This is a genomic window from Streptomyces sp. F63, assembly GCF_018070345.1.
Taxonomy (GTDB): Bacteria; Actinomycetota; Actinomycetes; order Streptomycetales; family Streptomycetaceae; genus Streptomyces.
Genome location: NZ_JAGPXX010000018.1, coordinates 53,068 through 70,365 on the forward strand (window position 1 = coordinate 53,068; position 17,298 = coordinate 70,365).

The 17,298-nt window shown below is 73.1% G+C and carries 15 protein-coding genes; 7 read left to right on the top strand and 8 right to left on the bottom strand.

Translation table 11 applies throughout. The annotated features are described in order from the left end of the window. The first annotated feature begins 98 nt into the window (after positions 1 to 98). Both KBZ10_RS18880 and argF read left to right on the top strand, forming a co-directional pair. On the top strand, positions 99 to 1,337 hold the full coding sequence (locus tag KBZ10_RS18880) for an arginine deiminase (RefSeq protein WP_210988832.1): 1,239 nt from the start codon (positions 99 to 101) through the stop codon (positions 1,335 to 1,337). A gap of 306 nt (positions 1,338 to 1,643) precedes the next feature. After that, positions 1,644 to 2,651: an ornithine carbamoyltransferase gene (gene argF / locus KBZ10_RS18885; protein ID WP_210988833.1), complete on the top strand. Its 1,008-nt coding sequence runs from the start codon at positions 1,644 to 1,646 to the stop codon at positions 2,649 to 2,651. Between the two features lie 91 nt (positions 2,652 to 2,742). Here the strand turns inward: argF and KBZ10_RS18890 are convergent, their stop codons facing one another. Next, the gene (locus KBZ10_RS18890) at positions 2,743 to 4,107 is read right to left on the bottom strand and encodes a CoA transferase (protein WP_210988834.1); all 1,365 of its coding nucleotides are present in this window, start codon (positions 4,105 to 4,107) and stop codon (positions 2,743 to 2,745) included. 211 nt (positions 4,108 to 4,318) lie between these two features. Here KBZ10_RS18890 and KBZ10_RS18895 point away from each other — a divergent pair, with 211 nt between their 5' ends. The 3 genes from KBZ10_RS18895 (at position 4,319) to KBZ10_RS18905 (ending at position 9,583) form a co-directional block, all read left to right on the top strand. Further along, positions 4,319 to 4,945: a hypothetical protein gene (locus tag KBZ10_RS18895; RefSeq protein ID WP_210988835.1), complete on the top strand. Its 627-nt coding sequence runs from the start codon at positions 4,319 to 4,321 to the stop codon at positions 4,943 to 4,945. 133 nt (positions 4,946 to 5,078) lie between these two features. Continuing rightward, a complete protein-coding gene (locus tag KBZ10_RS18900) occupies positions 5,079 to 6,020 on the top strand; it encodes an NAD-dependent epimerase/dehydratase family protein (RefSeq protein WP_210988836.1) in 942 nt (313 codons plus the stop codon). Positions 6,021 to 6,091: 71 nt separating this feature from the next. Further along, entirely contained in the window at positions 6,092 to 9,583 is a 3,492-nt protein-coding gene (locus tag KBZ10_RS18905; RefSeq protein WP_247702622.1) for an aminotransferase class I/II-fold pyridoxal phosphate-dependent enzyme, read from the top strand. A 10-nt stretch (positions 9,584 to 9,593) separates the two neighbouring features. On the opposite strand, the gene KBZ10_RS18910 is transcribed toward KBZ10_RS18905, so the two are convergent. The 5 genes from KBZ10_RS18910 to KBZ10_RS18930 form a co-directional block, all read right to left on the bottom strand. Beyond that, positions 9,594 to 10,187: a toxin gene (locus KBZ10_RS18910; RefSeq protein ID WP_210988837.1), complete on the bottom strand. Its 594-nt coding sequence runs from the start codon at positions 10,185 to 10,187 to the stop codon at positions 9,594 to 9,596. 13 nt (positions 10,188 to 10,200) lie between these two features. Beyond that, the gene (locus KBZ10_RS18915; protein ID WP_210988838.1) at positions 10,201 to 10,683 is read right to left on the bottom strand and encodes a helix-turn-helix domain-containing protein; all 483 of its coding nucleotides are present in this window, start codon (positions 10,681 to 10,683) and stop codon (positions 10,201 to 10,203) included. A 348-nt stretch (positions 10,684 to 11,031) separates the two neighbouring features. Then, on the bottom strand, positions 11,032 to 12,192 hold the full coding sequence (locus KBZ10_RS18920; RefSeq protein ID WP_210988839.1) for an MAB_1171c family putative transporter: 1,161 nt from the start codon (positions 12,190 to 12,192) through the stop codon (positions 11,032 to 11,034). A gap of 71 nt (positions 12,193 to 12,263) precedes the next feature. Next, positions 12,264 to 12,992: a TetR-like C-terminal domain-containing protein gene (locus KBZ10_RS18925; RefSeq protein ID WP_210988840.1), complete on the bottom strand. Its 729-nt coding sequence runs from the start codon at positions 12,990 to 12,992 to the stop codon at positions 12,264 to 12,266. A 165-nt stretch (positions 12,993 to 13,157) separates the two neighbouring features. Continuing rightward, the gene (locus KBZ10_RS18930; protein ID WP_210988841.1) at positions 13,158 to 13,661 is read right to left on the bottom strand and encodes an ATP-binding protein; all 504 of its coding nucleotides are present in this window, start codon (positions 13,659 to 13,661) and stop codon (positions 13,158 to 13,160) included. Positions 13,662 to 13,910: 249 nt separating this feature from the next. On the opposite strand from KBZ10_RS18930, the gene KBZ10_RS18935 reads away from it, so the two are divergent. Then, positions 13,911 to 15,149: a helix-turn-helix domain-containing protein gene (locus KBZ10_RS18935; protein ID WP_210988842.1), complete on the top strand. Its 1,239-nt coding sequence runs from the start codon at positions 13,911 to 13,913 to the stop codon at positions 15,147 to 15,149. A 12-nt stretch (positions 15,150 to 15,161) separates the two neighbouring features. Further along, positions 15,162 to 15,638, top strand: a complete 477-nt coding sequence (locus KBZ10_RS18940) for a hypothetical protein (RefSeq protein WP_210988843.1) — start codon at positions 15,162 to 15,164, stop codon at positions 15,636 to 15,638. A 447-nt stretch (positions 15,639 to 16,085) separates the two neighbouring features. Here KBZ10_RS18940 and KBZ10_RS18945 read toward each other — a convergent pair whose 3' ends face one another. Together KBZ10_RS18945 and KBZ10_RS18950 are read right to left on the bottom strand one after the other, a co-directional pair. Next, the gene (locus KBZ10_RS18945) at positions 16,086 to 16,754 is read right to left on the bottom strand and encodes a nucleotidyl transferase AbiEii/AbiGii toxin family protein (protein WP_210988844.1); all 669 of its coding nucleotides are present in this window, start codon (positions 16,752 to 16,754) and stop codon (positions 16,086 to 16,088) included. A gap of 5 nt (positions 16,755 to 16,759) precedes the next feature. After that, complete coding sequence (locus KBZ10_RS18950) at positions 16,760 to 17,152, bottom strand: hypothetical protein (protein ID WP_210988845.1); 393 nt, start codon at positions 17,150 to 17,152, stop codon at positions 16,760 to 16,762. Positions 17,153 to 17,298 lie beyond the last annotated feature (146 nt).

Sequence of the window (17,298 nt, forward strand, 5' to 3'; positions counted from 1 at the left end):
GCTTCGCACGGCCGTGGTTCGCACGGCCGTGCGACATTCCGTGGCCCCGAAGGGCCGCGGTGCGGGCGCGGACGGGCCGCCTCGGCCAGGATGGACCCATGGCGTTCCATGTGGATTCCGAGGCCGGGCGGCTCCGCCGCGTCATCCTGCACCGTCCCGGGAGGGAGCTGAAACGGCTCACTCCCGGCAACAAGGACACTCTGCTGTTCGACGAACTGCTCTGGGTGAGCCGCGCGCAGGAGGAACACGACGGGTTCGCGGGGGTGCTGCGGGGGCGCGGGGTGGAGGTCCATCTGTTCGAGGAACTGCTGGGCGAGAGCCTGGACATCCCGCAGGCGCGGCGGATGGTGCTCGACCGCACCTTCGACGAACGGGAGTACGGTCCGCTCGCCACCGGTCATCTGCGCGCGCTCTACGAGGAGTTGCCCGGCCCGGAGCTGGCCCAGGCGCTGATCGGCGGGGTGACCAAACGGGAGTTCCTGGAGCGGCACGCCGAGCCCGCCTCGGTCCGCTTCCATGTGATGGACCCCGACGACTTCCTCATCGCGCCGCTGCCCAACCACCTCTTCACCCGAGACGCCTCCGCCTGGATCTATGACGGGGTGGCGATCAACGCGATGCGCTGGCCGGCCCGGCAGCGCGAGACCGTGCACTTCGCCGCCGTCTACCGGCATCACCCGCTCTTCCGGGGCGACGCCGCGGGTGGCTTCCGCGTCTGGTCCGAGGGCGAGGGCGACCACCCGTCCACCATCGAGGGCGGCGACGTGCTCGTCCTCGGCAACGGCGCGGTCCTCGTCGGGATGAGCGAGCGGACCACGCCGCAGGCGGTGGAGATGCTGGCCCGCGGCCTGTTCGCGGCCGGCTCCGCCCGCACGATCGTGGCCCTCGACATGCCCAAGGGGCGGGCGTTCATGCATCTGGACACCGTGATGACGATGGTCGACGGTGACACCTTCACCCAGTACGGGGGCCTGGGCATGCTGCGCTCGTACACCATCGAGCCGGGCGCGGAGGTGCAGGACCTCAAGGTGACCGACCATCCGCCGGAGCACATGCACCGGGCCATCGCGGCGGCGCTGGGCCTGGACCGCATCCGCGTCCTCACCGCGGTCCAGGACGTGCACGCGGCCGAGCGCGAGCAGTGGGACGACGCCTGCAACGTCCTCGCCGTGGAGCCGGGGGTCGTGGTCGCGTACGAGCGGAACTCCACCACCAACGCGTATCTGCGCGACCAGGGGGTCGAGGTCATCGAGATCCCCGGCAGTGAGTTGGGCCGGGGCAGGGGCGGGCCGCGCTGCATGAGCTGCCCGGTCGAACGGGACCCGGTGCGGCGGTGACGGCGGCGGGGCTCGCTCACTCCGGGCGGGCCCGCCGGCCCGCGCCCGCCCTGCCCGCCCGCCGGCCCGCTGACCGGACCGCCCGTGCCCGCTGCTCACCACCGCCCGCAAGGTCCGCCGTCCGCCGTCCGCCGTCCGCCGTCCGCCGTCCGCCGTCCGCCGTCCGCCGTCCGCCGTCCGCCGCCCCGGGCCGAGGCCGCCCGGGCCACCCTGGTCTCGTATAGCAATGCGGGGTATCGTATAGTCTTCCATTGCGCCGGACGGCGTCCGCCATCCCACCATCGTCAGTGACCGAGGAGATCTCCCATGGCGACAGACCTCACGGGCCGCCACTTCCTCAAGGAGCTGGACTTCAGCGCCGAGGAGTTCCGCCATCTCCTGGCGTTGGCCGCGGAGTTGAAGGCCGCCAAGCGCGCCGGCACCGAGACCCCGTCCCTCCGGGGCCGGAACATCGCGCTGATCTTCGAGAAGACCTCGACCCGCACCCGCTGCGCGTTCGAGGTCGCCGCCGCCGACCAGGGCGCCTCGACGACCTACCTGGACCCCTCCGGCTCGCAGATCGGGCACAAGGAGTCGGTCAAGGACACCGCCCGGGTGCTCGGCCGGATGTTCGACGGCATCGAGTACCGGGGCCACGGCCAGGAGACGGTCGAGGAACTCGCCGCACACGCCGGGGTCCCCGTCTTCAACGGCCTGACGGACGAGTGGCACCCCACCCAGATGCTCGCCGACACCCTCACCATGACCGAGCACAGCGCCAAGCCGCTGCACGAGATCGCCTACGCCTACCTCGGCGACGCCCGCTGCAACATGGGCAACTCCTACCTCGTCACGGGCGCGCTGCTCGGCATGGACGTCCGGATCGTGGCGCCCCGGTCCCTCTGGCCGTCCGCGGAGGTCGTGGCGGAGGCGGAGCGGCTCGCGGCGGGAAGCGGCGCCCGGATCACGCTCACCGAGGAGATCGCGGAGGGCGTGCGCGGCGCGGACTTCGTGGCCACCGACGTCTGGGTGTCCATGGGGGAGCCCAAGGAGGTCTGGGACGAGCGGATCGCCCTGCTGCGCCCGTACGCCGTGACCGCGGACGTCCTGGACGCCACGGGCAACGCGGACGTCAAGTTCCTGCACTGCCTGCCCGCCTACCACGACCTCGGCACCGAGGTCGCCCGTGAGATCCACGAGCAGTACGGGCTGACCTCCCTCGAAGTCACCGACGAGGTCTTCGAGTCCGGCCGTTCCGTCGTCTTCGACGAGGCGGAGAACCGCATGCACACCATCAAGGCCGTACTGGTGGCCACCCTGGCGGGCCGGAAGTAGACACGGCCGGTTCCGGGGCGACACGGCCGGTCCGGCGGCGCGGTCCGCCGGGCCCCGCCGGGCGCTCGTCCCGCCGGGCCCGGCCGGGCTCTCAGCTCTCCCAGACCGGGCGGTCCGTGCCCCACACCCCCGGCGGACGCGCCCAGCCGGCGGGCGCGCCCGCGTACCGGACGGGCGGCAGGGCGTGGCGGAGCCCGCCGCAGGGCGAGGCGGTCTCCGTCAGCCAGGGCTCCGGCGTGTAGGGCTCGCCGACCAGGGGCGCCGGGCGGATGCCGTGCAGCAGCCAGGACGCGGTGCCGGCGAGGGAGAGGCGCAGATGCCGGCCGTGCCCGGTCGCCCGGCGGTCGGTCAGCGCGCGCAGGACCGCCGCCGCGAGCAGATACCCGGTGCCGTGGTCCAGCGCCTGCGCGGGCAGCACGCCGGGCCGGCCGTCGTCGCCCGCCTCGGCCGCGGCGATGCCGCACGCCGCCTGGACGAGGCTGTCGAAGCCGCGCCGCCCGGCCCACGGCCCGGACGGGTCCCAGGCCCGCAACTGGGCGAGGACGAGACCGGGGCGTCGGGCGAGCACGGCGTCCGGCGACAACCCGTACCGGTCGAGCGCTCCGGGCCGGTAGCCGGTGACGAGGACATCGGCCGAGTCGAGCAGGGACTCGAAGGCGTCCCGGCCGCCGCGGGAGGAGAGGTCCAGCAGCGCCGAGCGCTTGCCCATGCCGGTGTCGGCGTGGGCGTCCGCGAACTCCGGGACACCGGGCGGGTCCACGCGCAGGACGTCGGCCCCCAGCAGCGCGAGGGTGCGGGTCGCCACGGGGCCGGCGATCACCCGTGTCAGGTCCAGCACCCGGATACCGGCCGCCGGCAGCGGGGCCGGTGGCAGCGCCCGTGCCGGGCCCTCGCCGGCCGCCCCCGCCCCGACGAGCGGGTGGACGGCCGGTGCCGGTGCGCCGGCGACGGCCACGGCCAGGCCGCCCGCCGCGTAGACGGCCTCCTGCGTCTCCCGGGCCGGGCGCGAGGCCAGTTCCGCCGCCAGCGCCTCCGCCGCGGCCCGGTCGTCACCCGGGTCGCCGATGCCCAGGGCGTCCAGCAACCGGGCCCGGTGGTGGGGGTAGTTGGCGTGCGTGCGGACCCAGCCGTCGGCGGCCCGCCAGAACCCGGAGAGCGGCGCGAAGGTGACCGGCGCCCGGCCGTCGATCCGCAGATGCCGCTCGCTGACGAAGGCCGTGGCCACCGCCCCCTCGTGCACCCGCACCTCCGGCAGCGGGCGGGCGTTGCGCGCCGCCAGCAGTTCGGCGGCGGCCAGCGAGCACACGCCCACCGTCGCCCGTGCCAGTTCCCGCACCGGCAGCCGGGCCGGCAACACGCCCTCCGCCCCGGCGAACGAGACCCGTCCGGCCAGGTGCTCCGGGCCGCCGAGAGCGGCCCACGCGGACGCGGTCGTCGCGTCGACTTCCCTGTTCATCCGGCCATGGTGCCGCAGAGGACCGGTCGGCCGGCCCCGCGGAGACGGACATCACGCCCGCGGTCCCGGATGCTCGCCACCGGCGACTTCCGGCCAACCCCCGTACACGCACGGTACGAACGGGACGGCGGGGCAGACGGAACCGAACAGGCCGAAGAAGGCAAACAGGCCGAACAAGCCGCCCGGCGAGAAGCGGAAAGGGTGTGCGGCTGTGCGGATCACGCGGACCACGCGGAAACTGACCCGACGACTCGAACAGCACCTCGGTGCCCAGGCCCTCCTCATCCTGCTGGTGGCGTGGCCCGCGCTCGCGCTCGCCGGCCGGGAGTCCTGGTCCGGCTCCTTCGGGCGCGCCGTGCTGTTCACCGCCGTGGGCACAGCCGTGCTGGCGCTCGACCGGCGCCGCGAGAGCCGGGCCGCCGGGCTGAGCGAGGCCGACACGGCGGACCTCGACCGGAAGCTCCGCCACGGTGAACTCCCCCCGCGCAGGCGGGAACGGGTGGCCATGTACCGGCTGCTGGTCCACCGCCGCCACCGGATGCGCCACGCCTGGATCGCCCTGCCCGCCCTGGCCCTGGGCATCGCGACGGCGCTCGCCGTCATGGTCAGGGGAGCCGTGGGCGCGGGCCTGTTCCTGCTCACCGTCCTGCTGTCCGTCGCCGCCGTCGGCGCCTGGGGCAGCCGCCGCCGGCTCACCCGCCTCCGGCGCCTGGAGGAGTCCCTCGTCCGGGAGCGCGAACGGGAACGCGAACGGGAACGCGCACGGGAACGCGCGCGCGACCGCGCACGGCAGCACGCACGGCAGCGCGCCCGCGTCCGCCTCTCGGCGGGAGCCTGAGGCCGGACCGGCCGTCCGGCCGCGGGCTTTCGTACGGTATCCGCGGCTGACCGCGCGACGGTGCACCGGCCATCCGTCGTCGCACCCCGCCACCGTTCACCCAGGCGCCGCACACTCGCGCTAGTGTGCGCGCGTGAGCCTTTCTGTCGTTTTAGGTTTCGGGCCCGCCGGAGCAGCCACCGCACGGCTGCTGGCCGGACAGGGGCATTCCGTACGTGTCATCACCAGGTCGGGCCGGCCTCCGGAACCCGGCATCGAGCACGTCGCGCTGGACGCGGCGGACAGCGAGCGGCTGACCGGCGCCGTGCGGGGCGCGGACGCGATCTACAGTTGTGCCGCACCGCCCTATCCACGCTGGACCCGTGACTGGCCGCCGCTGGCCTCCTCGGTCTGCGCGGCGGCCGAGGCGACCGGGGCGGTCCTGGTCATGCTGGGCAATCTCTACGGCTACGGCCCGGTGGACGGCCCCCTGACCGAGGACCTGCCGCTCGCCGCGACCGACCGCAAGGGGCGGGTGCGCGCCGCCGTCTGGGAGCAGGCGCGGAGCCTGCACGAGCAGGGCCGGATCCGGGCGGTGGAGCTGCGGTCCTCGGACTTCTTCGGGCCCGGCGTGACCGACGGCGGGCACCTGGCCGGGCGCGTCATGCCGCGGCTGCTGCGCGGCAAGCCGGTCTCCACGCTCGGCGATCCGGACGCCCCGCACAGCTGGACCTACCTCTCCGACGTGGCCCGGGCGCTGGCCGAGGCCGCGGAGGAGGAGCGGGCCTGGGGGCGCGCCTGGCACGTTCCGACGGCGCCCCCGCAGTCCGTCCGGGAGATGGCCGGCCGCCTCGCCGACCGGGCCGGGACGGGCCCGGTCGCGGTGCGCGGCCTGCCGCCGGCGGTGCTGGGGATCGCGGCGGTCTTCTCCCCGCTGCTGCGCGAACTGAAGGAGATCCGCTACCAGTTCGACCGCCCGTTCGTCGTGGACTCCAGCGCCTGGGAGGCGGCGTTCACGGTACGGGCCACCCCCGTCGACGAGCAGGTCGGGGCGACGGTGGACTGGTGGCGCGAGCGGACGGCGGACGCCCGGTGATGCCGGTGGCAGCGAAGGAACCCCCGGTGCACTTAACCGGAGCGAGACGCGAGGACATCGCGATCGTCGGGATGGCCTGCCGGTTCCCGGGGGCCCGGAACGTGACCGAGTACGAGCGGCTCCTCATGGACCCCCGGGCCCAGTTCTCCGCCGTTCCCGACGCGCGATGGCGCGCCGCCGCCCTTCTCGGCGAGGACTTCCGCGACACGTCCTCCGCCTACACGGACACCATGGCGCTGCTGCCGGACGTGGGCCACTTCGACGCCGCGCACTACGGCATCCCGCCGCGGCGGGCCAAGGCGATGGACCCCCAGCACCGGCTGCTCATCGACCTCGCCCGGGAGGCCGTCCAGGACGCCGGTTGGGAGGCCGGGGGCTTCGACCGCGAGGAGACCTCGGTGATCACGGCGCTCACCGAGAGCGGCTACCGCGCGCTCAGCACCCTGCGGATCCGGATGCGCCAGCTGGCCGGCGGCGAGTTCGGGGCGCCCGCCACCGACCCCGGCTGGCCGGAGACGGTCCGCGCGGTCGGCGGCCTGCACGGCACCTCCGCGGCCGGGCTCCTGCTCAACATGGGCCCGAACACGATCAGTTCCGTCTTCGATCTGCACGGCGAGAGCTATGCGCTGGACTCGGCGTGCTCCGGCGGCCTCATGGCCGTGGCCAACGCCGTGTTCGCGCTGCGCGCCGGCCGGTGCCGCATCGCCCTCGCGGGCGGGGCCCAGCTGCACATCACCCCCGACCTGCTGGTGGGGCTGTGCCGGATCGGCGCCATCTCGCGCACCGGCCGGTGCCTGCCGTTCGGCGCGGACGCCGACGGCTTCGTCCTGGGAGAGGGCGCCGGGGTCCTGGTGCTGCGGCCACTGGCCGACGCGCTCGCGGCCGGCGACCGGGTCTACGCGGTGATCCGGGGCGTCGGCACGGCCAACGACGGCACCGTCCAGGGCGGCATGCACCCCGAGGCGGCCGGCCAGCTCCGGGCGCTGCGCCGGGCCTACCGCGACGCGGACCTGTCCCCGGACGCGGTGGACTACCTGGAGGCGCACGGCACCGGTACCACGGTCGGCGACCCGGTCGAGGTCGGGGTCCTGCGCGAACTGCGCGGGGAGGGCGGCGTGCCCGCCTACCTCGGGGCGGTCAAGGCGGTGGTCGGGCACGCGCTCAACGCCGCCGGGATCGCCGGGCTCGTCAAGACCGTCCTGGCCGTGCACCGCGGGGTGATACCGCCGCAGCCGGAGTTCGGCCTGGCCGACCGCGCCGGGCTCGACGCCGCGCGGCTGACCGTCCCGGTGGAGCCCGTCCCGTGGCCGGAGCGGGCGCCCCGGCAGCCGCGCCGGGCGGGGGTGAGCGCCTTCGGCTTCGGCGGCACCGGGGTCCATCTGGTGGTGGAGGAGTGCACCACGGCGGCGGCCCGCCCGGCATCCGGCGAGGGTCCGCACCTTCTGGTGCTCAGCGCCCGGGACCGCGCCGGACTCGCCCGCCACGCGCGGGAGCTGGCGCACACCCTCGACGGCGACCGGCCGCCACCGGCCGGGGTGGCGGACACCCTGGCCCGCCGGACCCTCTTCGCGGAACGGCTGGCCGTGGTGGCGGAGGACACCGCGGACGCCGTCACCAAGCTCACCGCGGCGGCCGGGGCGGTGGCGGCGGGACGGACCGGGAAGCTGGGTCCGGGACAGGTGGCCGGCACGGCACGGCTCGCCGCCGGCGAACTGCCCGAGGTGGCCGTGCCGGCACCGGGCTCGCTGTCCGCCGAGGCGCGCGGGGCGGTGCTGGCGCGGCTCGCGGAGCGCGTGGCCGCCGGCGCGGGCCTCCGCCCGGCCGGGCAGCGCATACCCCCGTGCACCCTGCCCCCGAGCCCGCTCGCCCCGCGCCACCACTGGGTGGTGGACGAGACGGCCCGCGGGGACGGGGGCCACGGGAACCGGCCCCCCGCCGCCGGGGCGGTGAACGGGGCCGCCCCCGCGGCCGGGGCGGCGGGGGAGGAGCGGCCCGCCCCGCCGGCCCCGCCCGACGGGGCGCCCACCGACGGGGCGCTCACCGACGGGGTGCCTCCCGCCGACGCGTCCACCGCGGCGGCGTCCCTCGTCTTCGAGGAGGTGTCGCGCACCGGCGTCTTCCCGCTCTCCGACCTGACCGAGCGGACGGTGCTGGTGACCGACCTGGGCTTCGACTCCCTGATGCTGCAGGAGCTGGAGTCCGGCATCGGCAAGCGGATACCGGGCTTCCACACCGACGAGATCTTCTCGCGCGACCTCACCATCGAGCGGCTGATCGCACTGGTCGCCCCGCACGTCTCCCGCCCGCCCGCTCCCGGCGGTGCCCTGCCCCCGGAGGCGGGCGCCGACCCGGTCGCGGGCACCGTGTGCGTCGACGACTTCCCCGAGGTACGGCAGTTCGAGGAGCGCCTGAGCACGATCACCGGCAGCGGCGCGGACTTCCCGTACTTCCGCGTCCACCAGGGCACCATCCGCGACACGACCGTGATCGGCGACCGCGAGTACCTGTCCTTCGGCAGCTACAACTACCTCGGCCTGTCCGGCCATCCGGCGGTCCGCGAGGCCGCGCACCGGGCGGTGGAGCGGTACGGGACCTCCGTCTCCGCGAGCCGCGTGCTCTCCGGTGAGCGGGACCTGACCGTCGCGCTGGAACGGGCGCTCGCCGGCTTCCTCGGCGTCCCGGACTGCCTGGCGCTGGTGAGCGGCCACGCCACCAACGTCACCGCGATAGGGCACCTCATCGGCGCGGGGGACCTCGTGGTGCACGACGAACTCGCCCACGACAGCATCCTGCAGGGCTGCGTTCTGTCCGGCGCGGCGCGGCGCCCGTTCCCCCACAACGACACCGGCCGGCTGGACCACCTGCTGCGGCTCAACCGGCCCCGCTTCCGGCGGGTGCTCATCGTGGTCGAGGGCGCCTACAGCATGGACGGCGACCTGGCCGACCTGCCGGCCGTCATCGAACTGAAGAAGCGCTACGGCGCCCTGCTGATGGTGGACGAGGCGCACAGCATCGGCACCGTGGGGGAAAGCGGGCGCGGCGTGGGCGAGTTCTTCGGCGTCGACCGGTCCGATGTGGATCTGTGGATGGGCACCCTCTCCAAGGCGTTCGCGAGCTGCGGCGGTTACCTCGGCGGCTCGGCCCGGACGGTGCGGTGGCTGCGGCACACGCTGCCCGGCTTCGTCTACAGCGTGGGCCTGACCCCGGCCAACGCGGCCGCCGCGCTGGCCGCCACCGAGCTGATCGACGCCGAACCGCACCGGGTGCGGGCTCTGCAGCGCAACGCCGAGCTGTTCCTCGGCCTGGCCGCCTCGGCCGGCCTGGCGACGGGCTCCAGCGCCCACACGCCCATCGTGCCGTGCGTCCTCGGCGATTCGGCGAGGACGCTGCGCGTCGCGGACCGGCTGTTCGACCGGGGTGTCGTCGCCGATCCGATCTTCCACCCCGCCGTGGAGGAGGGGCTCGCCCGGCTGCGGTTCTTCGTCACCGGCGAGCATCGCGAGGACGACATCCGGCGGGCCGTGTCGGTCCTGGCCGAGGAGGTGGCGGCCACCGGGCGGTGAGGACGTCATCTCAGAACAGCGTGCGTTCTATCCGGTTGAGCGTGGCGTTCTCCCCCGGTGCCCCGCCCTCTCCGGCGTCACCCGCGTCACCGGGCGGGGCCTGGGGCGCGCCGCGCCGTTCCCTGCCGCCGGCCAGCCGCTGGGAGAGCAGATAGGCGATGATCTCCGCCTCCTGCTCCTGGACGTCGTCGTAGGTCGCGCGCAGCAGCATGTCGCGCACGAGGTCGGGGTCGAGGTTGGGGAAGAGGAGGCGGGCGCTCGCCTCGTCCAGCCAACCCGCCCCGCGATGGCAGCAGATGATGTGCCCCAGCTCATGCAAGATGATGTGCTCCCGATGCGCGCTGGTCGTGTTGGCGTCGTAGAAGATGAGGTCCTCGTCGCGTGCGGCGACCCACATGCCGCACGGGTGCGTCGCGGGCATCTGCATCGGGACCACCGTGATGGGACGGTTCCGGACCTCGCCGAGGTGGCGGCAGAGTTCGGCCACATCGGCGACCTTCGGCAGATCCAGTTCGGCGATCCGGCGCGCACCGGCCTTGCGGAGCCTCTTGAGCCGGCTGCGGCGGTCCTGGTCGGCCGGCTGCCCCTTTCTGACCCCTCTCACCGGTCCGTGCCCCTCACGCCCGCTCCGAGGGGCCGGGGCGGGGGCCGGGCTCCGGCTCGGGGCCGGGCTCGGGGTCGGTGACGGGCGGCAGGCCCTGCAGCTGCCGGTACTGGTCCATGATGGCCGTGATGGCCTGGAGGTTCTCCTTCTTCATCCCGGCAGCCCGCATCGCCACGGAGCGGACTCCCGCCTGCCGCAGTGCCTCGATGGCGGCGACCTCGCTGAGCACCGACTCGGCCACCTCGTCGTCGAAGAAGTAGGCCACCGAGACGCCGAAGAAGCGCGCCAGAGCGGCCAGCAGGTCCGGGGAGGGGTTGGAGCGCTTGCCCGTCCGCAACTGCGACAGATACACGCCGCCGGCCCTGAGGTCGGGGTTGGCCCGCTTCAGCTCCTCCGCCACCTCGGCATTGGTCCAGTGCCTGCCCTTGGGGCGCACCGTTTTGAAGAGCTGGTCCAGACGCACTGCCAGCACGGGCCGGTCGTCAGTGTCGGACATCGAAGAATCTCCCTCCTGCCACCTCCTCGGACGTGCTCTCAGCTATCCGTCAGTTTTCCAGATTAGCGGTCAGTTGACAATCTGACGAGACTGCGCCAACGTGGACCCCGGCCGATAGCTGCCAGCTAACTCGCTTACGGGGGAAGTGAGTTGTTGGACTGTCGGGCCGGCCTGGCCCGCGCTCGGGGGATCGAGCCGGGCCGGGCCGGGCAGGACGCACCTGCCCGCTCCGGAGAAAGCACGGGGGACCACGGGGGAAGCGGGGGAGGCCCGCCCGGTCTGCAGGGGGCAAACCGGGCGGGTCCCCACCCGCGAGCGGCCGCGAGCACCCTCAGGCCCCAGGCCCCGTCAACTCGTCTTCCCCAGCCTGCGATAGGCCGACGCGACCTTGGTGAGCCAGACCACCTCGGCGGTGAGATTGTCCGTGTCGCGGTCCTCGAAGTCGCCGCCGGTGTCCTTGTTGTCATCGGGGATGGTGCCGGTGCGCTTGGCCCGCAGAGCCTGCCGGATCTGCGCCGCCTCGGCGAAGGCCTGCCGGGACTCCTCACTCGCCCCGGAGCCCGTCCCGTCCGCGCCGCCGGACGTGCGCTCGATATAGGGGCGCAGATCACGCCAGCCGTCGCGGATCTCGATGACCCGCCGGTGGAGCCGGTAGTTGAGGTCGGAGACCGAGGCGGCCCCGGACGGCTCCAGCACGATGTCCGGCGAGGACTCGTACAGGTCCCGCCAGAGCGGGTAGAGCGCCCGGTACGACCGGTAACTCCGCGCCCACTCCACGAGCCTGGCCACCGAGCCGCCCCAGGACGGGACGGTCAGGCTGAGGGAGAGGACGACGATGCCCGCCGCGCTGAAGACATTGGAGGCGAGCTGCCAGACGCCGATGTCGATCCCGCTCGCGGCGGTGAGGATGTTGACCGTCCTGGCGCAGCAGTAGAGGAAGAGGATCACCGCGGCGACCCGGAGCATCCGCAGGGCCTGCCGCAGCGAGTCGTTGTCCGTCATCCGGGCGTAGCGGCCGCACTGGCGGAAGATGGTGACGCACGGAATCGCCTGGGAGACGATGAAGAACAGCAGGTAGGTGAGCACCAGCGGCCGGCCGCTGCCGGTGTTGAAGTCCGCCGCCGGCCGGCCGGGGCCGTCCGCGACGAAGAACAGCGCGATCAGCAGCGCGTTGAGGGCGACACCGGCCGCCAGCCAGGAGCGTGTCTTCCAGACCGCCTCCTCGGCGTCCGTCGCCCAGCGCAGCAGGATGATCTGCGCGCTGACGCAGAAGGCCACCGCCGACACGTGCATCACCAGGATGGCGAGGTTGCCGACGCCCAGGAAGCTGTCGCTCCCCATGGCGACGGCGCCCATCGTGAAGGTGAGGCACTGGAGCAGCAGCGTGACCACCAGTGTGCGGTACGCGAGGTCCCGCCAGCTGCGCCGTACCTGCAACAGCCGGTAGACGAGCGCGGCGTAGGACGAGAGCGCCGCGATGGCGAAACAGAGGGTTCTGATGCTGTTCACGTCTGGCCTGATCCCCCGGTTGGTGCCGCGCGGGTGCGCGGACGGACTGATCGGACGGCTGGACGGACGGTCTAGTCGCCGGCCCCGCCCGCGGGAACCGTGAGCCCGATGCCCTCGGCCGCCACGGCGATCGCGTAGTCGAAGAACGCGGACTCGTCCCGGACGCTGTCGTGGGTGCGGCTGAAGACCTGGAACACCAGGAGCCCGATCAGGCTGCTCCACAGCACGATGCCGCGCTCGATGAGGTCCGTGTACGGAGCCGGTGGCGTGCCGCCGAAGAGCTGCACGGCCTCCGGCAGGAGCAGCGGCGGCCCGGGCACCTCCCGCCGCGGCGGGGCCAGTTCACCGGCCTCCAGCGCCGACCGCACGATCCCGGCCAGCACCGCGGGGGTGCGTGAGGCGGGCGGGACGGTGTCCTGCGGGGCGTGATAGCCCGGCACGGGCGAGCCGTAGATCAGCGTGAACTCGCCGGTGCTGGCGAAGGACCACTCCCGCAGCGCGCGCGCCACCGCGAGGAGCCGCGCCCCCGCCGAGGCCCCGGCCTCCCGGGCGGCCTCGTCGGCCCGCTCCATCGCGGCGGCTGAGCCGTTGTAGGCGTCGATGACCAGCGCGGTCAGCAGATCGTCCCGGTGCGGGAAGACGGCCTCCACGGCGGCGGCGTCCAGGCCGCCCTCGCGGGCCACGGCCTCCGGGGACAGCCCCGCGGCGCCCAGCTTCACCAGCAGTTGGCGCGCGGTGGCCTTGACGGCCTCCGGGGACCCGCTGTTCTCATCGGCAACGCTTGATCCGGTAACTCCCATGGCCAAACCGTAGCGGCCGGTTACCGAAGCCAGAAGTGCCGCCGCCCCGGCGCACGGGCCGTGCGACGCGATCCAGCCACATCCTGTCCGAACGACGCCTGCGTCGGCCCCGGACGGGCTCAACGGGGCGCCGTACGACGGTCCATGACGTCATGCGCGCGGCACTCACGGCCCGGGCGCCTCGGCGAAGCCCTCCGGCACGACGGCACGGACGGAGACGCCCGGAGCCGGGGCCCGCTCGCGCCCGTGCCCGCGCGGGACCCCACCGGGTGCTGCCGGGTTGGGCGCGGGCACGGCGAACTCGGCCCACACCCTCTTGCCGTGCCGCGTCGGCTCCCAGCCGTGCCGTGCGGCGAGCAGGCCTACCAGGGCGAGGCCCCGCCCGCCTTCGTCGTCCTCGGTAGTGGTCAACCGTTTGGGCGGCTCGGGGTTGCCGTCGTAGACCACCAGAAGCAGTCGGCCCTCACTGAGATGGAGACCAACCGTGATGAAGCCTCCTGCGTGGACCACGGCGTTCGTGATCAGCTCCGACGTGACGAGCCTGACCGCGTCCTGCTGCCCCTCGCCCAGCCGCACACCCCAGGCCCGGATCTGCGTTATGACACGGTCCCGTGCGAAGGCGACGGCGGACGGGTCACCGGGTACGGCAAACCGGGCTCGGCGGGTCATGAGGAGCACTCCTCTGCGGTTTGGGGCGGCTGTTCGGGCTCCCACGCGGGACGCGGGGACCGAGCCGTCGTCTGCTGGCGCCGGACATGGGGAGCCTGTGGCTCCGGCTTGCCCGGCTGATCACAGACAGTCAACTCCCGCTCACGCACATGGGAACATTGCTGATGCGGCCCCCGCATGGCGATATGCGCTCTGCGGGTACGGGTTCCCGGCGCCGCTGGTTGAGGCTCGTAGCGTGGAGGGACGCCGATGAACGGGCGGTCACCGGTGCTCAGAGAAGCGTCTCGCGGGGGCGATTACGGAAAGGTCATCGAGCTCGTCCGGAAGGAAGCCCGCTTGACTCAGAAGCAGTTGGGACAGGCATGCGGGCTCTCCCAGTCAGCCGTTTCCCGTCTGGAGAAGCGCGGGACCGGCTCCTACAGCACGGACATCCTGGCGTCGGCAGCCGCTCATCTGGGCATCCCCGCCCGGCTGGTCGGACTGGCCGAGCGGAGCACGGTGCGGAACGGGACGGAACAGGTGGAGCGACGCGGTTTTCTGGGTGGTGTGGCCGCTGTGGCGGCCGGTCCGATACTGGGTGCGTTGCCGCACGTGGAGGCGTCGGAAAACCAGGCGGCAGCCCTCCGGCTGAACACGGCGACGTACCGTCGACTCGACAGCTCGACGCCGGCCCGTGATCTCGCGGAGGCTGTCCACGCGCACATCCGGCTGATCCAGAACGTGGCGCGGGACGCCGGAGGGGACGGACAGCGACTGCGGCTGGCGGCCGTCGGCAGTGAGGCGGCCGGCCTGGCGGCCTGGCTGGCATGGGACACGGGCGACAGCGGGTCGGCACGATCCTGGTACGGCTCGGCGCTCCGCGCGGCGCGCTCCGCGCATGATCCGCTGCTTGCGGCATACCAGGCGGGCAGCCTGGCGCAGTTCGAGGCGCATGCCGGGAACGGCACGCAGGCGCTCAACCTCGCGCGGAGTGCCCGGCGGTACCTCGGAGAGCGGCATCCCGCAGTGGCGGACGCCTGGTTGTGTTCCGTCGAAGCACTCGCCCACGCTGCGAACGGCGACCGGCGGGCCGCGGACCACGCGCTGACAAGGAGCAGGGCCCTGGCGGAGAAGACCGTGTCCGAGGAGCCGCCACCGTGGCCGTGGGTTTTCCCTTTCGACGCGAACAAAGTGGCCGCGTGCCGCATCACTTGTGGCGCCCGTCTCGGCCGGGCGGACTGGGTCTTCGGCGGCGACACCGAAGCGCTCGCCTCCGGCCACGCGAAACAGCGGGCGCTCGTCGTTCTGGATCTCGCAGCCGGCCACCTCGCGGCCGGGAGGATCGAGGCCGCGTTCGCCCTGGCCTCCAGGGCCCTGGACACAGGGCTGCGATACCGTTCCGGCCGGATCGTGGAGCGCTCACGCTCGGTGCGCCGGTCACTGATGTTGGCGTCACCACCCAAGGTGGTGCGGGACTTCGACGAACGCCTTCACGGCGTCCACCTGTAGGGGGAAGCGTCCATGCGCGTCGGGATCACCGGGCACCGGGGACTGAACCGAGTGGTCGAACAGCAGGTCCGCCGGCTTCTTGACAAGGCCGTTCATGGGTTCGACGCATCCGAGTTGGTGGGCATCTCGTGCCTCGCGGACGGCCCGGACGCGTGGTTCGCCGACGCGGTGCTCCAGCACGGCGGAAGTCTCGAAGTCGTCGTACCCGCCGGGCAATACCGCGAGAACCTACCGGAAAGCCACTGGCCGCTCTACGACGAGCTGACGCGCCAGGCGGCGCACGTGCACCACACCGGCATGAAGGCCTCGGACTCCCGCGCCCACATGGCGGGCAGCGAAATCCTCGTCGGCCTGGCCGACGAACTGCTCGCCGTGTGGGACGGGAATCCGGCGCGGGGATACGGCGGCACCGCCGACGTGGTGTCGTACGCGCGTCGGAACGGAGTCCCGGTGCGCGTGCTGTGGCCGGAGGGCGCGACGCGTGAGTGAAGGCGTCGGCGCCCTGGCTCCGGACGGGGCGGTCCTGTCGTCGTTGGCACCGACGTAGCGGCTGGGACTGTGAGGAGGCCATGTAGTCCCCGGCCGGAGACTGCCGGTCCTCAAGGCGCACGCTTCGCGACGAACCAGTTCGTCCAGCCGGCCATCCACCGGCCCCTGCTGTGGTACTTGCCCCGGCAAGAGCACGTGCACAACGGCAGCTTGGCGTTCTTGCAGCTGATCGCTCTTGCGCAGGCCGCGATGTACCTGTAGGCCAACCCTGGCAATATGCCCAGGCTGACCCAGTGGTTCTGCGACAACCACGGACTGAAGTACGCGCCCAGCGATGAGATGGCCCGGCGTGCTGGGTGTGGGACGAGCCCATGACCTACTGCTGTCCCACCTCCCACTTCGGCTCTTGCCCTGATCGCTTGCAGCTCCGGTCTTATTCCGACGCGATCAGTCAATGTGCGGATCACCGGCCTCTTCGAGGAGGCGGGTCGCGAGGTCGTCGGCCCACTCCAAGGCCCAAGCGCGGAGTGCGGTGATTGTGGCGTCATCGAGCCCATAGGCGGCGAAAGCTTCGTCGTCAGTCCACTCGGCGCCTGTGAGATTCGACTGCAGATCCTCGTGCTCGAAGCGGCCGCGAGCGTGGCGGCGGCCGAACTCCTCGAGCTCGGCAGTGGTCCAGCGGCGGGAGGCTGCGAACACGTCGATCAGGTCGCGGGGCGCTCCGCGGTCGGCCAGGGCGCGGACCTTGGTCCCGATCACGTCCTCCTCCGCGAGGACGGGCCCGTACGGGCTCTGGGCGACAGGCCGCCAGAAGATCTCCTTGAGGATGTCGACTTCGCACTCCTGCCCGGTGGCCGGGTCGGTCACGGTGAAGCGGGCGGACAGCGGGGCGGTCTCCAGCGCGTGCACCTTCCAGCCGCGGTCTTCCAGGCCGGCGCGGAGCGTGGCGGCGATGTCGGCCATGGGCGCCGGGTTCTCGGTGGCCACGTCGAGGTCCTGGCTGGGGCGGTTGACGAGGTGGTGCGCCCGCACGGCATACCCGCCGGTGAGAACCAGGGGATACGGGGAGCCGAGGGCGATCACATCTGCCAGGAGCCGCGTGTGCAGCTCCGGCATGTCCGTCACGCGGCTGCCCGGGTGCGGGAGGCGAGCTGGGGGAAGGCGTCCTCCCACACGGTGCGCACGGTGCGGCCGACGAGTGTGCGCAGCACCGGCCACAGGTCGAGAAGTAGATCCCGGTTGAGGTAGCGGGGCAGATCGTCGTGCAGGCCCTCGTGCAGAACGGTGCGGTACAGGCCCATACGCTGGCGCGGCTTGTCCAAGTCGTAGGAGGTCATCCCGGACCAGGCCATGTGCAGCGGAAGTTCCAGGACACCGTAGGCTGGCCCGTGCAGCTCGTCCAGCGACTCCGGTAGACGGCGGCGGAACTTCTCCTGGTACCGCGCAAGGTCCTCGGTGTCCGCGCTTGAGACGTTCCTCGGGGCGCGTGCGGGGTGCTGCGGGCTGGACGGCATGACTCCATTATGGCGGCCGGAGACGTTGTGAGGGTCATCATCCGCGAGCCGGCGTCCGGAGGGGATGGTGGCAGATCTCACGGCGCGCTGGTTGCCGCAATCGGCTCAGCCCGAGCAGGACGAACCTCGCTTGACGCTCGTTCGAG